At 59.0% G+C, this 15400-nt stretch carries 15 protein-coding genes; 8 read left to right on the forward strand and 7 right to left on the reverse strand.

Annotation, left to right across the window (positions count from 1 at the left end; all coding sequences use genetic code 11):
* Positions 1-2: 2 nt before the first annotated feature.
* A complete protein-coding gene (gene dinG, locus AAGW23_RS04785) occupies positions 3-2147 on the reverse strand; it encodes an ATP-dependent DNA helicase DinG (RefSeq protein ID WP_342405222.1) in 2145 nt (714 codons plus the stop codon).
* An 86-nt stretch (positions 2148-2233) separates the two neighbouring features.
* Here dinG and AAGW23_RS04790 point away from each other — a divergent pair, with 86 nt between their 5' ends.
* Positions 2234-2698, forward strand: a complete 465-nt coding sequence (locus tag AAGW23_RS04790) for a CopD family protein (protein WP_342405223.1) — start codon at positions 2234-2236, stop codon at positions 2696-2698.
* A 64-nt stretch (positions 2699-2762) separates the two neighbouring features.
* On the opposite strand, the gene AAGW23_RS04795 is transcribed toward AAGW23_RS04790, so the two are convergent.
* A complete protein-coding gene (locus tag AAGW23_RS04795; protein WP_342405505.1) occupies positions 2763-3365 on the reverse strand; it encodes an OmpA family protein in 603 nt (200 codons plus the stop codon).
* Positions 3366-3575: 210 nt separating this feature from the next.
* Between AAGW23_RS04795 and AAGW23_RS04800 the strand changes: the two genes are divergently transcribed.
* Positions 3576-4073 (forward strand): DUF6231 family protein, encoded by a 498-nt coding sequence (locus AAGW23_RS04800; RefSeq protein ID WP_342405224.1) that lies wholly within the window; start codon positions 3576-3578, stop codon positions 4071-4073.
* A gap of 6 nt (positions 4074-4079) precedes the next feature.
* Entirely contained in the window at positions 4080-4565 is a 486-nt protein-coding gene (locus AAGW23_RS04805) for a YchJ family protein (RefSeq protein ID WP_342405225.1), read from the forward strand.
* A gap of 60 nt (positions 4566-4625) precedes the next feature.
* On the opposite strand, the gene fpr is transcribed toward AAGW23_RS04805, so the two are convergent.
* On the reverse strand, positions 4626-5402 hold the full coding sequence (gene fpr / locus AAGW23_RS04810; protein WP_342405226.1) for a ferredoxin-NADP reductase: 777 nt from the start codon (positions 5400-5402) through the stop codon (positions 4626-4628).
* A 113-nt stretch (positions 5403-5515) separates the two neighbouring features.
* Here fpr and AAGW23_RS04815 point away from each other — a divergent pair, with 113 nt between their 5' ends.
* The gene (locus tag AAGW23_RS04815; RefSeq protein WP_342405228.1) at positions 5516-6442 is read left to right on the forward strand and encodes a LysR family transcriptional regulator; all 927 of its coding nucleotides are present in this window, start codon (positions 5516-5518) and stop codon (positions 6440-6442) included.
* A 47-nt stretch (positions 6443-6489) separates the two neighbouring features.
* Here AAGW23_RS04815 and erdR read toward each other — a convergent pair whose 3' ends face one another.
* Positions 6490-7140, reverse strand: a complete 651-nt coding sequence (gene erdR, locus AAGW23_RS04820; RefSeq protein ID WP_102834916.1) for a response regulator transcription factor ErdR — start codon at positions 7138-7140, stop codon at positions 6490-6492.
* Positions 7141-7374: 234 nt separating this feature from the next.
* On the opposite strand from erdR, the gene AAGW23_RS04825 reads away from it, so the two are divergent.
* Positions 7375-8298, forward strand: a complete 924-nt coding sequence (locus AAGW23_RS04825) for a DMT family transporter (RefSeq protein ID WP_342405229.1) — start codon at positions 7375-7377, stop codon at positions 8296-8298.
* 14 nt (positions 8299-8312) lie between these two features.
* Here AAGW23_RS04825 and AAGW23_RS04830 read toward each other — a convergent pair whose 3' ends face one another.
* Entirely contained in the window at positions 8313-9029 is a 717-nt protein-coding gene (locus AAGW23_RS04830; RefSeq protein WP_342405230.1) for a tRNA-uridine aminocarboxypropyltransferase, read from the reverse strand.
* A gap of 114 nt (positions 9030-9143) precedes the next feature.
* Between AAGW23_RS04830 and AAGW23_RS04835 the strand changes: the two genes are divergently transcribed.
* Complete coding sequence (locus tag AAGW23_RS04835; protein ID WP_342405231.1) at positions 9144-9536, forward strand: PA3611 family quorum-sensing-regulated virulence factor; 393 nt, start codon at positions 9144-9146, stop codon at positions 9534-9536.
* Positions 9537-9587: 51 nt separating this feature from the next.
* On the opposite strand, the gene AAGW23_RS04840 is transcribed toward AAGW23_RS04835, so the two are convergent.
* A complete protein-coding gene (locus AAGW23_RS04840; RefSeq protein WP_342405232.1) occupies positions 9588-11993 on the reverse strand; it encodes a xylulose 5-phosphate 3-epimerase in 2406 nt (801 codons plus the stop codon).
* A 128-nt stretch (positions 11994-12121) separates the two neighbouring features.
* On the opposite strand from AAGW23_RS04840, the gene AAGW23_RS04845 reads away from it, so the two are divergent.
* Together AAGW23_RS04845 and AAGW23_RS04850 are read left to right on the forward strand one after the other, a co-directional pair.
* Complete coding sequence (locus tag AAGW23_RS04845) at positions 12122-13522, forward strand: MBL fold metallo-hydrolase (RefSeq protein WP_342405233.1); 1401 nt, start codon at positions 12122-12124, stop codon at positions 13520-13522.
* A gap of 258 nt (positions 13523-13780) precedes the next feature.
* Positions 13781-14872 (forward strand): TIGR00730 family Rossman fold protein, encoded by a 1092-nt coding sequence (locus tag AAGW23_RS04850; RefSeq protein ID WP_342405235.1) that lies wholly within the window; start codon positions 13781-13783, stop codon positions 14870-14872.
* 66 nt (positions 14873-14938) lie between these two features.
* Here AAGW23_RS04850 and recX read toward each other — a convergent pair whose 3' ends face one another.
* Positions 14939-15400 carry a recombination regulator RecX gene (gene recX / locus AAGW23_RS04855; protein ID WP_342405237.1) on the reverse strand — a complete coding sequence of 154 codons (462 nt, stop codon included), beginning with the start codon at positions 15398-15400 and terminating at the stop codon, positions 14939-14941.

The raw sequence follows: 15400 nt of genomic DNA on the forward strand, positions 1-15400 counted from the left end.
CCCTATCCGATCTCGCGGCGGAAGGGCGGTAACGCATTAAGAATGGCCTTTCCGTAGCGCTGCGTGACGACCCGGCGATCCAGTAGCGTGATGGTGCCGCGGTCCTCTTCGGTACGCAGCAATCTGCCGCAGGCCTGGACAAGACGCAACGAGGCATCAGGCACGGCGATTTCCATGAAGGGATTACCGCCTCTCGCCTCGATCCACTCGGCCAACGCTGCTTCGACCGGGTCATCGGGTACTGCAAACGGAATCTTGGCAATCACCACGTGTTCGCAGTAAGCACCCGGGAGGTCGACGCCCTCAGCAAAGCTGGCGAGCCCGAACAGCACGCTCTTTTCGCCATCGTCCACGCGCGCCTTGTGCTTGTTAAGCGTCTCCTGTTTGGACAGATTGCCCTGAATGAGTACCCGCCTTCGCCAGTCCCGCTCCAGCCCGTCGAAAACGTCCTGCATCTGTTTGCGCGACGAAAAAAGTACCAGCGTGCCGCGTGAAGCTTCCACCAGCTGCGGCAGATCCCGCACGATTGCCGCCGTATGCGCAGCAGCATCCCGCGGGTCGACCTTGAGATCAGGCACCCTCAGCACACCAGCGTCGGCATGATGGAACGGACTCGGCACCACTGCAGTGACGGCGCAACGTGGCAACCCGGCGCGCATGCGGTAGCGGTCAAAACTGTTCAGTGCGGTGAGCGTGGCCGAAGTCACCAGCGCGCCGTAGCAGACGTTCCACAGATTGCGGCGCAACGTCTCGGCCGCCAGGATCGGACTGGCGTTGACTTCGATATCGAACAGAGCGCCACCGTCGGCCAGTGTCAGCCAGCGCGCCATGGGTGGGCTGTCTTCTGGATCGTCGACAGTGAAGGCCGTCCATAGCTCCCAGTTGCCTTGGGCCCGAGTGAGCAGACTGCCGAATAATGGATACCATTCCTCGGCTTGATGGCTGGCGATGCCCACACCATTTTCGCCATCCATCGCCTCTTTGAGCAACTCGGTCAGCCGAGTGAACAGATCGTTCAGCTTGGCGAAGCCCTTTTTCAGCTCGATACCCAGCTCGATCAGATGCTCCGGAACCACACCACCCACGAACCGATGACGAGGCCGCTCGCGGCCCTCCATGTCTTCGCCGGCTCGGAAGTCAGCCAGCTGTTCGCAGGCACTGAACATGAATTGCTGTTGGCTGCGAAGGTCTCGGGCGAGTTCGGGAACCGCCTCGATCAGCCGGCCGAGATCGCCCGGCAGCGGATGTTGGGCAAGCAGCTTGGTCAGATTCTTTTCGACCTGGGCCAGCCAGTCGGCGGTGGAACGCAAACGAGTGAAATGAGCGAAATGCCCGATCGCCTTGTCCGGCAGATGATGGCCTTCGTCAAAGACATAGAGTGTGTCGCGCGGATCTGGCAGCACCGCCCCTCCGCCCAACGCGAGGTCTGCAAGCACCATGTCGTGATTGGTCACGATGACGTCAACCTTGGTCATGCCTTCGCGCGCTTTGTAGAAGGCGCATTGCTGGAAGTTGGGGCAGTGACGTCCGGTGCATTGACTGTGATCGGTGGTCAGGCGCGCCCAGTCAGGATCCGCCAACTCTTCAGGCCAACTGTCGCGATCACCATCCCAGCGGTTGCCCGCGAGCTTCTCGATCATGCTTGCGAACAGCTTCTCGCTCCGCTCGTCCACATCAATGCGAAAGCCCTCTTCTTCGAACAATTGAGCAGTTGCACTCTGCGCCTGGCCTTCCTGCAGCAGTGCGTCGAGCTTGGACAGGCAAAGATAACGACCGCGGCCCTTGGCCAGAGCAAAGGAAAAGCTCAGGCCGCTATTGCGCATCAGGTCCGGCAGATCCTTGTGCACAATCTGTTCTTGCAACGCGACCGTAGCCGTTGCGATCACCAAGCGCTTGCCCGCCGCTTTGGCCGTCGGAATGGCAGCCAGGCTATAGGCGACAGTCTTGCCGGTGCCAGTGCCAGCCTCGACTGCGACGATAGCGGGTTCCCCATCGCGCCGCCCCTCATCGTCGGCCTTGATCGCACCGAGCACTTTCGCCACTTCGGCGATCATCAGACGCTGGCCATAACGGGGCTTGAGGCCCTTGGCTTCGAGAAACTGGGAGTAGGCGCCCTGGATCTGGGACTTGAGTTCAGTGCTGAGCATGGGCGCGGATGCTGTATATATTTTCAGTATTTCTGGAGGGTGGCTATGATAACGCGCGTTTCCTCAACCGCCACCGGAGATTTCCCATGACCGCATTCGCCGCGCTCTATTCACTTCATGTACTGGCCGCAGTGATCTGGGTGGGAGGCATGTTCTTCGCCTGGATGGTCGTGCGCCCTGCGGCTGTTTCCGCGCTACAGGCACCGCAACGGCTGAAACTTTGGGCCGATGTGTTTCGCCGTTTCTTTCGATGGGTCTGGGTTACGGTGCTGGTGCTTCCGATAAGTGGTATCGGTATGTGGCACATGCGCTTCGACGGGCTGGAGGCTGCGCCTCGCTACGTCCACATCATGGCCGGGATGTTCTTGGTGATGCTCGCCCTGTTCTTGCGCATACAGCTGCTGCAGCTGCCCCAACTCAACCGCGCGATCACCGAACAGAACTGGCCGGAAGGTGGCGCGACACTTGGCCAGATCCGCACACTTGTCGGCATTAATCTACTGTTGGGTCTGGCTGTGGTGGCGTTGGCGAGCGCGCGACCACTGTTCTGAGTCCGCCAATTGGAGAAGGAACAAAAAACCGGGTTATATAACCCGGTTTTTTGCATAGCCAGTGTTACGGACGCGCTTCGACCGAAGCCTCGACGCGACGGTTAATGGCGCGACCCAGCTCAGTCGAATTATCCGCGACCGGACGCGACTCACCATAGCCCACCGCTTCAAGACGGTTGGCTTCAACACCGTAGCGATTGACCAGTGCATCGCGAACGGACTCGGCGCGCTGCATGGACAGACGCTGGTTATAAGCATCTGTACCGATGGAGTCGGTGTGACCCTCTACAGTGGTCGAGGTCTGGTCGTACTGTTTCATGAAGTCAGCAAGCACTTCGATGTCGTCATATGCGTCCTGACGGATCGTGGCTTTGTCGAAGTCGAATTTTACGTCCAGCTCAACCCGTACTGCTTCCATCACAGGCTCGGGCTCGGGCTCAGTCATTGGAGCAGGCTCAACCGTTTCAACCACGGCGACAGTCTCCTGCTCGGTTCCATTGGCCCAGCAGTAGGCCGCAGCCATGCCGCCGCCAATCAATGCGCCATAACCTGCATAGGTGCTGCTTTCTATCGCTCCCAGCGCAGCGCCGGTTACGCCGCCAACAGCCGCACAACTGGGCCAATCTTGCTTCTGCACCCCTGCGCAGCCGGCCAGAAAGGTGGTCATCACAATCACGGGTACTGCTGTCCGTAAGCTACTCATCGTTAAAGCCTCCTAATGTGGGATCGGCCAGAGCTTTATGCGCCATAGCATAAGCGGCTCCAGTTATATCGAGACTAGGACGGCAGGCGCCAGCGCGCTAGTCTTTATACTTTGACAGACCGTGCGAACTGCAATTTCTGCATTCCGCTACGCCTGATATCGAGGAATCCCGGCTTGACCGCATCCCGCTCATCGCAGACGCCTCAGCAAGCGCTGGCCGCTCTGTTGGAACAACACCGTCCGGCCCGATTGCTGTATGTTGGCCGTAGCGAACTGCCCGCAATCGACGCATACAGCCACAGCCATGACCACTGCCAGATTGATCGCGCACTGGCCGGCCCACTGCCTGCAGACCTCGCGGCCCGCCGATACGATCTCGCCCTGGTCGCTGACTGCCTAGAACACCTTCCGAAGCGCGACGGCCTGCAGTTGCTCGGCGGCATTCGCAATCTCAACACCAGCCGCATGGCGGTTTTGGTCGATCTGAATGCGTCGAACTGGCAGGCAACCGATTTTTACTCGCTGGCCTTACAGCTCAGCGGATGCTTCGAACGAGGCGGCCAAACGGTGACCCTCTTCACCTACGACCTACTGGATTACAAGCAGGTTCCAGACTGGCTCAATGCAAAGTACTGGGCCAATCCGCAAATGTTCGGCAAATATTGGTGGTGATCGACGATGTCTGATGGTCAACGGACAAACGCAAATTGCCCCTGCGGCACCGGCGACCCGTACGGCGAATGTTGCGGTCGCTACCATCAAGGTTTGCCAGCGCCTAGCGCTGAACAACTGATGCGCTCGCGATATAGCGCTTACGTTGTCGGGGCCATTGGCTACCTTCAGGCCACCACGCTGCCGGCACAGCAACAAGCTCTGGATCTGCAGTCCATGAAGGAGTGGAGCGCCAATAGCACCTGGCTGGGCCTTGAAGTCGAACAGAGCCACGTGCTTGGCGGACAACCAGAACATGCGCTAGTCAGTTTTACTGCACGATGGCACGACGGCGCTGGAGAGCACGCTCAACATGAGCGCTCAGCGTTTGTTCAGCACGACGGACGCTGGTATTTCATAGATCCCACTATCCCGCTGAAGGCCGGCCGAAACGACCCGTGCCCGTGCGGCAGTGGTCAGAAATACAAGAAATGCTGTGCCACTTACTTCTAAGCAGCTAGCAAAAAAACCGGCTGATGTGTTGCTCAGCCGGTCATTGCCCTCATCGTCTGATCACTTCTCGACGAATGCGCGCTCGATCAGGTAGTGCCCAGGATCGCCCATCCGCGGCGATGCTTTCAGGCCAAAACTGTCGAGCACTTCGCTGGTTTCGGCCAGCATGCTAGGGCTACCGCAGATCATCGCGCGGTCGTCTTCCGGATTGATCGGCGGCAGGCCGATATCCGCAAACAGCTTGCCGCTGCGCATCAAGTCAGTCAGACGACCCTGGTTTTCGTACGCCTCGCGCGTCACAGTGGGGTAGTAGATCAGTTTCTCTTTCAGCGCTTCACCGAAGAATTCGTTCTGCGGCAAATGCTCGGTAATGAACTCGCGGTAAGCAACTTCGTTTACGTAACGAACACCGTGCACCAAGATAACTTTCTCGAAACGCTCGTAAGTTTCCGGATCCTGGATCACGCTCATGAAGGGCGCCAGGCCGGTTCCCGTACTCAGAAGGTAAAGGTGCTTGGCAGGCAACAGGTCGTCCAGCACCAGCGTCCCAGTCGGCTTGCGACTGACCATCAGCGAATCACCCTCTTTCAGATGCTGCAGGCGTGAGGTAAGCGGACCATCTGGCACCTTGATACTGAAGAACTCCAGATGCTCCTCATAATTGGGACTCGCAATGCTGTAAGCACGCATGAGGGGTCGCCCTTCTACTTCGAGCCCGATCATCACGAACTGGCCATTTTCAAATCGCAGCCCCGGATTGCGGGTGGTTTTGAAACTGAACAGCGTGTCGTTCCAGTGGTGCACACTGAGGACTCGCTCAACGTTCAGGTTGCTCATGTAGTGCTCCCCTTCTTGCGCGCAACGGCGCATCCATATTTGCTGTCAGTTTACCGGGCCGTCTAATATCCGCTAAACGAATATTAACGATATATCTTATCGGTTATATAGATATGCATTTCACGCTTCGCCAGCTGCAGGTGTTCGTCGCGTTCGCGCGGCATGAAAGTGTCTCTCGTGCGGCTGAAAGCCTTGCCCTTTCACAGTCGGCGACCAGCACCTCACTGGCCGAACTGGAGCGCCAGTCTGGATGCCAGCTGTTCGACCGTGCGGGTAAACGTTTGTGGTTGAACGCATTAGGCCACCAGCTATTGCCGCAGGCGGTAGGCTTGCTCGACCAGGCCAAAGCGATCGAGGATCTGCTCGCTGGCAAAACGGGATTCGGCTCGCTGAGCGTGGGCGCCACCCTGACGATCGGCAACTACCTCGCCACCTTGCTCATCGGCAGCTTTATGCAGCGTCACCCTGAATGCCGAGTGAAACTTCATGTGCAGAACACCGCGCATATTGTCCAGCAGGTTGCACAACATGAACTTGATTTAGGTCTGATTGAGGGCGACTGCCAGCATCCAGAGATTGAAGTATTACCCTGGGTCGAGGACGAACTGGTGGTGTTTTGCGCGCCCCAGCATGTGTTGGCCGCTCACACGGCGGTGACCCTGGATCAACTCTCCCGCGAAGCCTGGATTCTCCGCGAACAAGGCTCTGGTACTCGCCTGACCTTCGACCATGCCATGCGCCATCATCCGGCCAAATTGAACATTCGGCTCGAACTGGAGCATACCGAAGCGATAAAACGGGCCGTCGAATCCGGCCTCGGGATCGGCTGCATTTCAAGATTGGCGCTACGCGATGCATTTCGCCGGGGCAGCCTGGTCGCCCTGGAAACACCCGAACTAGACCTCGCCCGGCAGTTCTATTTCATCTGGCACTCGATGAAATATCAGACTGCCGCGATGCGTGAATTCATCGAACAGTGCCGAGCGCTGACAGCAGGCGTACGCCGTAGTGATGAGATTGTGCTGCCGACGATTGCCTAACACTGAGCCAACGCGATTAGCGAGGCACCTACAGGCAAGAACGTGTTTCAGCTGCTGGGGATTGAGCCCATCTGCTGCAACAGTAGAGCAGCCTGGGTTCGGGTGCGAACGCCCAACTTGCGAAAAATTGCGGTCACATGCGCCTTGATGGTCGCCTCGGAAACACTGAGTTCATAGGCAATCTGCTTGTTTAGCAAACCGTCGCACACCATGGTGAGTACGCGAAACTGCTGGGGCGTGAGGCTCGCGAGCCCTTCGCTAGCAGCCTTGGCTTCGGGACTGACATGCGCCACATCCTCGATATTGCTAGGCCACCAGACGTCGCCATCAAGCACGACCCGCACAGCCTGCTGGATCGTTTCGAGTGAACTGGATTTGGGTATGAAACCGCTAGCGCCAAACTCGCGCGAGCGAGCAACAACCGCAGCGTCTTCTTGTGCAGAGATCATCACAACAGGCAGCTGGGGATACTGGCCTCGCAGCAGCACCAGCCCGGAGAATCCATAAGCGCCTGGCATATTGAGGTCCAGCAGTACCAGATCCCAGTCCGAGGTTCGGGTCAGTTGAGCTTCGAGTTCGGCAATGCTAGCCGCCTCGGAAAGCCGAACGTCATCGCCCAGGCCAAGCGTCAAAGCTTGCTGGAGGGCACTGCGAAACAGCGGATGATCATCGGCGATAAGGATTTCGTAAGCAGCCATGGCGGACCTATAGTTTTTATTGGCGCTTCACCTGCCTGAGCCGGGTGCTGACAATCAGGACGGCAAGAACCCGCAATATGCTCGAGGGTGACCGCGGTGATGATATCGCGCCACCACGCGAAATTCGATCATCGTTCCGCATTTAATGAGCCGATTGCCGCGCCGAACGGCGAAGCGGTGGCAAAGCCCATCGGTTTGATGCAAAGTTCGCGGTTTTTCCGCACGAGTTCAGACATGCGCAAACAAGCCCTCCGCGCCGATTTATTAATGCTCATTACGGCCATGATATGGGGAAGCGCCTTTGTCGCACAGCGGGTCGGCATGGATAACATCGGGCCTTTCCTGTTCACCGGCCTGCGCTTCGCATTGGGCGCAATCGTATTGCTGCCCTTGTTACTGCACCAGGGCCGAGGTGCTGCTCGCCACGAGCCATTCTTGCAGCGCGGATTGCTGCTCGGAGGCCTCAGCATGGGCCTCGCACTGACTATAGGCATCAACCTGCAACAGGTTGGCCTGCTTTTCACCAGCGTGACCAACTCCGGATTCATCACTGGCCTTTACGTCATCGTAGTGCCCTTGCTGGGTTTGGTGATTGGCCAGAGGACCGGCATGGGTACCTGGCTAGGCGCCGTGCTCGCCGTGGTTGGCATGGCGCTGCTCAGCATCGACGAGAACTTTCAGATCGCTTCCGGCGACTGGATACAGTTGGCTGGCGCGTTCGTATGGGGCATTCATGTGTTGCTGGTGAGCTTCTTCGTAGGTCGTCATGACGCCATTCGCCTGGCCTTTTTGCAGTTCGTGACCTGCGCAGTCGTCAGTCTCCTGCTGGCAGCAGTCTTCGAAGAAGCCAGCCTGAACAGCATCTGGCTTGCCGCGCCGGCCCTGGTCTATGGCGGAATGTTCGCAGTTGGCGTGGGTTATACCTTGCAAGTCGTGGCGCAGAAGCACGCGATCGCCTCGCACGCGGCCATCATCCTCTCGCTCGAAGCGGTGTTCGCCGCGCTTGCTGGAGCATTTTTGCTCGATGAAAGCCTAAGTCCGCGCGGTTATTTTGGTTGTGCGCTGATGTTCGTTGGCATGCTCGCTGCACAACTCTGGCCGCGCAAGGATGTACCCGTGCCGGCTGCTACCGAGATCCCACAGGTAGCCAGGCACTGACCCACTTGGCAATATCAGCGCTGGCCAAGTGCAGCCAGCGCCCGATGAGTGGCATCCTCAGGGTCTGGTGCGCGGTGATATTTGGCACCTAGATAATGATCCGTGAACGCATCGAGCCAGGTATCCAGCGCCGCAGAACCTTGCTCATCTCCAGCCAAGCCCAAGCACAAGGCGGCAACCTCCGCCGTGCACAAGTGTTCGCTGCGGGTCGAGCGGCGCAGGCGATAACGTGACAGTACGTCGGCCTGCAAACTCAGCACCGGCAGATGATTCAGATAGTGGCTTTTACGAAACATCTTGCGCGCTTCGGTCCAGGTTGCATCCAGCAGGATGAACAGCGGGCGCTTCCCCGGCGTAACCCTGAGTTCCGTAACGACCCGATCAGGTTGCGCGTACTCACCCGGAAAGACCACCAGAGGCTGATAGCGGGCATCGGCCAGTAACTCAAGCAACTCAGGCTCTACACCTGTTCGTTGCCAGGTAAAGGCATAGGTTTCAGCCACGATATCGGCAATCAGCCAACCGGTGTTGCTCGGTTTCAGCGGTTCGATATCGTGCATAATCAGGCAGACCGCGCTATTGGTCGTTACGGATGGCAGCCAGTCACACAGGCAATGGCTGGAGGCAACTCGGCAGCGGGCACACCGAGGGGTACGCGACCCGCGTGCAATGAACGGTTTGGCGCTACGCGCCAGGCGCGCATCGCGAAGGCGGACTACGGCGTGAGACATGATTGCTCGATCGACCAGGGCGGAGCGGCAGTTTAACAGCAGCCCCTACCCATGGCAGCGCTGAACCGTGGGGGCCGACACCGGTCGAATGACGGCAGTCATCAGGAGATCACCATGCGCCGTCTGACCACACTTTTAACGCTCTGCCTCGCCCTGCCCTTCGCCCACACTGCGTCCGCACAAGACCAGGCGCTCGGCCAATTGCTCGAAAAAGTCGCCCGCGAAAGCAGTGTAGGCACTCCACGTGCAATCAACTCTGACCTGCTCGACGAGGGCTACAGCGTCGACGGAAACGAACTGGTCAACCATTTGAGCGTTCAGCCACGCCACGCCGCACAAATGCGAGACAACCCCAAGCAGGTCCGCACACAGCTGGCCGCGAGCGTCTGCAATAACGAGGGCCTGCGTCAACTGATGAATCAAGGCGCCGTGTTGCGCTTCGAGTTCAGTGAATACCAAAGCAAGAAACCGATTACCACGGAACGCTACCGCGCCAGCGATTGCTAAAGCCATCAACACGCCAAGGGCAGCATCTGCGCTGCCCTTTGACAGGGCCGACTAACGCAGCACGCGCGGATCGCCCTTGCCCGCGACCGCCGCCGCCTCATCTGGCTTGAGCAGTGCTGTTCGCGGCACGTCGAGCAAACGTGCGCAGGCGGCCAATACATTTGCCCAGCTCGCCCGGTTGGCGAATTGCATACCGCCTTCGTCCAGCGTGCCCCCACGATTGCGATAGCCCAGAACCGAATTTCGTCGCACGTCCGGCAGTATCGGCCAGAGATGACCACGCGCCACTTCAGGCCGCATGTGAGTGAGCAGCACCCTCATCTCCATCCGTTCGGGAAACAGGTGATCGGTCACCCCCTCGGCCGCGAGCGCCTCGATCTCCCAACGATCTCGCGGTGCGCGGAAGCGACCCGGCTCCTGCAGATACACCAGACGATAGCTGACACCCGCTTCTTTGAGTCGCTGAGTGGCGCGCTGCATTTCAGCCAGTTGATAGCTGCCATTGGCAATCAGAAGAATGGGGTTATCGCCCTTCTGCTCGTCGACGATAATCGCGCCATCACGAGCAAGCTGCTCGGCCTGCGCCTGATTGAAAATAGCTGGCCGCTCACGCTTGGGCATGACCAGGCAAGCCAGCGCACCGCGGGTCTGGTAGATGGAAGGCAGCAGTGCCAAGGCGCTGTTGTGATCCGCCGGAAACAATACTCTCGCCATGTCGCTCATTTCGCTCAGCAAGGCCTCGCAAAAGGTGGTGTCCTGGTGCGACTGCTGGTTCTTGCCGTTTTCCCAGGTGTGCGAGGTGGCGATGATGGGCCAGCCAAGCCAACCGGCTGGCCGCCCCACCTCCTTCTGCTGACGGGAGAAAATCAGGGTTTGGCGCACCGCGCCGAGCATCTTCACGCAGAACGCCTCATAGCTGGCAACCAGGTTCAGTCCGCCCTGGTTGGCGAGACAGGCGGAAACCACGGCCTCTTCATTCAGTGCCGTGATGATCTTTCCGTCCACCGCCTCCAGCTCTCCTTCAGGATCGACCACGCGGTGCTTCAGCGCTCGGAGTACCCCGCTCAGGCGATTGCTGGCCAGTTCATCGGGGTTACCCACACGGGGGCGCAGCGACGGATTGGCACGAGTGAGTTCGACAAAGAAATCATCTACCGCTGCCATCGGCGAACAGGCTTGATCGTGATACTTGAGCGGCGGCATGACCGGCGCAGTAGGCCGCCTGGTCGCCAGGACATTGTCGCGCTCGGCGGGACGCGCATGGCGGGACTGTGCAACCCGCTGGCGAGCTTGCTCAAGCTCATCCCAGGGAACGAAAAGCGGAGCGACATGGGTATTGAACAAATCACGCGAAGCGTCATCGACGTGCGGGTTGCCCGGCAGCGGCAAATTATGCGCTGCATTGCTACCGGCGCCATAGAAGCCGAACCCTTTGATCGTCTCGGCTATTCCGTAGGGAATCGGCAGTGGGTAGCGCAGCAGGCCGCGTGTTTTTTCTTCGACGCGCCGAGCCAGGCGCTGCTCCATCTCCCATAGGGCACAAACGAAAGCGGCCGGATCACGCCCATCGAAGGGGACGGGGTCAAAGCCACAGCGGCTAAGATGCTGGCGAAACCCCTCAAGCCCCTCATGGGTGCCAAGCTGGGTGCGTTGCTCGATACGACGACCGTTGGCGATCATGATGGGTAACGCTGCACCGCTATCCTCGGCACGCCACCAGCGCGGGATCCAGTCGCTGCCGCGCTGCTCCTCTGCTGCACCATCGGATAGAAAGGCCACCAGCGTCTCGCCAGGCAGTGGCATGTGGGCATATTGCAGCTCGGCGAAGCCTAGGTATCCGCCTTCTGCAATACCGCCTCCCGTGTGCGCATTGACATGGCTGCCGAGGGGCGCTGAGGGGCCGCCATCGGCCGCCTGATGGTAGCCGTAGAAGTCCTCGAGGAGCCGATTGATACCCGCTTCGCCACCGCCATAAGCTTGCTTCTGCTCAGGGTGCAGATTGTCGGTCAGCAGATTCAGCGCTTCGATCGCTGCAACGCAGTGGCCCTGCCCCATCAACCATGCACGCGTACTGCCGGTCAGGGCGTTCAGTCCAAGATACCCAGCGTAGGCAGGCACCATATTTAGAGAGCCGCCGGTATGCCCTTCTGGCGCAGCCTTGAAGTCCTCGGCGCTGAGTTCAGAGCCGTCCAGCCGAACGCGACGCGCATAGGTCATGTGTACAACCAGCCACAGTCCAGCCGAACCGATCCGGTCGATGGCCTGCAACAGTCGGTACACACTTGCCAAATCCGGCTGCAGCTTGGCCTGTACCAGCTGATGGGCCAGGCGAAATACGGCAGCCTGGGTTTCCAAAGCATGTTCAAAGGGTCCGTACCCGGTTCGCCAGCTGGCGAACTCCGGCTGGATCTCCGCATGATGGTCCAGCTCGTCAAGACTGGGCAGTAGCTGATTCATGAGGCACTCCGTTGGTGGGCATTGGCGATAGTCTAGTCAGCGTCTAGCGGGCTCTCTCTGATATGCATCAAGATGAGTTGCCGGCATAGCGGGCATGCTGGGCGCAACAGTCCAAACAGGAGATTCTCATGGCTTTGCTCAGCTTTCTTGGCGCCATTCAACAGGTCACCGGATCCTGTTATCTGATCGAAACCCATGATGGCGTCCGCGTGCTTCTCGACTGCGGCATGCGCCAAGGTCGGCGCGAAGAGGAAGCCGGCAACCGTGCAGGCTTTAGTTTCGACCCGCAGACCCTTGATGCCGTGGTGCTGTCACATGCACACATCGACCACAGCGGCTTGTTACCAAAGCTGGTGGCAGCAGGATTTAAGGGGTCGATTCACGTCACCGAAGCTACCGGCAAGCTGGTCGAGCTGATGCTGCTCGACTCGGCGAACATCCAGGAAAAGGACGCCGAGTGGGAGAACCGCTGGCGCGCGCGTATGGGCAAGCCGGCCATCAAGCCGCTCTACACACGGATTGACACCGAGCGCATGCTGGCGCAACGACAGCCTCATGCCTATGGCGAAGTATTCGAAGCCGCGCCGGGGGTTTCCGTGACCTTCTTCGATGCGGGACACATCCTTGGCTCAGCCATCGTTCAAGTCGACGTCACCGACTTTGGCGCCACCCGCCGCCTGGTATTTTCCGGGGACCTCGGCAACGCCTGCTCCCCCCTGATGCATGCGCCGACGCCACTGCGCGAGGCCGACGTGGTGCTGATGGAATCCACCTATGGTGATCGCGACCACCGCGATCATCAGGCAACCATCGAAGAACTGGCCGAGATCCTTCAGCAAGCCCACCGTGATGGTGGCAACGTACTCATGCCGTCCTTCGCTGTTGGCCGCACCCAAGACCTTATCTACTACCTCGGCCTTCTGTACCACCAAGGCCGAGTGCCCCAGCAAGTAGTCTTTCTGGACAGCCCGATGGCCATCGGCGCGAACGCAATTTACTCGCTGTTCCAGGAGCAATTGGACATAGAACCAGGCGCAGCACCCGATAGTAATCGGCAGCGTATCGAGACATGGCTGCCGATATTCAGGGCGACGCCAACCCCTGAAGAGTCGATGGCCATCAACCGTTTCAAAAGTGGCGCGATCATTATCGCCGGCAGCGGCATGTGCAATGGCGGGCGCATTCTTCATCACTTCAAGCACAACCTCTGGCGAGAGGAATGCCACCTGGTCATTCCAGGCTTCCAGGCGAGCGGCACACTTGGTCGCGCCATCGTCGATGGCGCAAAGACCGTCAAACTGATGCATCAGCGCATAGCGGTGAACGCTCAGGTCCATACGTTGGGCGGTTTCTCCGCGCACGCAGGGCAATCGCAGCTGATCGAGTGGGCTAGCCACTTCAAGTCGCGCCCGGAGCTGTATCTGGTCCACGGGGAGTTGGACAAGATGCGCACTTTGCAGGACGCGCTGCGCGTTCGCCTCGATTGGCAAGCTCGCATTCCGGAACCGGGGGATCGCATCGCACTTTGATGGCCGGATACCGATGGCTCAGGCATAAGCTGTACGGGCGATGATCGTGACGGCTTACCGAGCGATTGAACTGGCATCGACATCATAGCGCTGAGCTACTGTTAGGCATGAAACAAGTGCCCCACGAACGCCGAGTGCCGACATACCATCACCCAAATTGTTTTAGGCGGCGTCGGCACCTACTCAGGCCACAGTGCGAGATTCGGGTCTCGCGCGTGGCGGCTGAGCGGCGCGCCAGCTTCCTCAGGGAGACCTTGTATGCCTTTCGAATCGGACGATTACCTGTCGCGACATTTCAAAACCAGTGGTGCCGAGCTGTCGAAGAAAATCGATGAACTGGTTGCACTGGTCGTTCCTTCCAGCAGCCAGAACCTGCCCCTGTATCGGGAAATGCTGGTTACCGTCATGCGCATGGCTCAAGCCGACCGAAGTCGCTGGGATGCCAAGATTCTGCTACAGACCATGCGCGAAATGGAGCACGCCTTCAGCCGCCTCGATCAGTTCAAGCGTCGCCGCAAGGTGACCGTTTTCGGCTCGGCGAGAACTCCCATCGAACACCCGCTGTACGCACTCGCCCGCGAGCTCGGCGAGACGCTTGCACGCTACGATTTGATGGTTATTACCGGCGCCGGTGGCGGCATCATGTCGGCAGCCCATGAAGGCGCAGGGATGGATAACAGCCTCGGGCTGAACATCACCCTACCCTTCGAACAGCATGCCAATCCGACGGTAGACGGCACCGACCACCTGCTGTCTTTTCACTTCTTCTTCGTGCGCAAGCTGTTTTTTATCAAAGAGGCCGATGCGTTGGTTCTTTGTCCCGGTGGTTTCGGCACGCTGGACGAAACCCTGGAAGTACTCACTCTGGTCCAGACGGGCAAAAGCCCGCTGGTGCCGATCGTACTGCTGGATGAGCCCGGCGGCACGTTCTGGAAAGACGTGCTGAACTTCATGCGCCGACAGCTTGAAGGCAACCGTTACATCCTGCCAACCGACATGCGACTGATGCGCTTGGTAGACAATGCAGAAGACGCTGCTGCTGAGATCGATCACTTCTACAGCAACTTTCACTCGAGCCGATGGCTGCAAGACCGCTTCGTCATGCGCATGAACCATGTGCTGACCGATGCTGCAGTGTCCTATATGAACGAACATTTTGCCGACCTTTGCCTCAAAGGCCACTTCGAGCAGCAAGCGTGTTGTGAAATGGAACTGGACGAGCCGGAACTGCAGCCGTTACCCAGGCTGAGCTTCGTATTCAACGGAAGGGATCACGGCCGGCTGCGGGAGCTGACCGACTTTATCAATGCAAAGGAACACTGGGCTTCGCCGCTGAGCTCCGAAGATTGACGCGGGACAAGCTGAGTTCGTGAGGCGATCTTGGCCAGCAACAGAACGGCCCCTATCGAATCCGGATCAGTCGAGCGAAGCGCCTCGCAGGAGGCGCCCGATCAAGTCCAGCGGATAGCCACGGTAGCTGAGAAACCGGCCCTGACGAGCCTTTTCCCGCTGATCGCCCGGCAACTCACCGAACTTGCGCAACCAGACTTCGTGCAGTTGCACATTCCAATCGAAGCCACTATCGCGTAATGCCTGCTCGATATCCTCTCGAGCCAGCCCTCGCTGGGTCAGCTCTTCACGTATACGTAATGGGCCGTACCCAGCGTTGGCGCGCATGCGCACGAAACTCTCCAGATAACGAGCTTCGCTAAGCAATCCCTCATCGGCCAACCTTTCCAGCGCAGTTTCGATGAGTTCAGCTGGCGCACCGCGTAAGCGCAATTTGCGACTCAGCTCGATACGCCCATGCTCGCGCCGGGCCAGTAGATCCATGGCAGCCCGCCGCACTGCGGCAGGGCTGTCGAGCACGACCGGCAT

Origin of the sequence: Stutzerimonas chloritidismutans (assembly GCF_038562055.1) — a bacterium.
Lineage (GTDB): Bacteria > Pseudomonadota > Gammaproteobacteria > Pseudomonadales > Pseudomonadaceae > Stutzerimonas > Stutzerimonas chloritidismutans_A.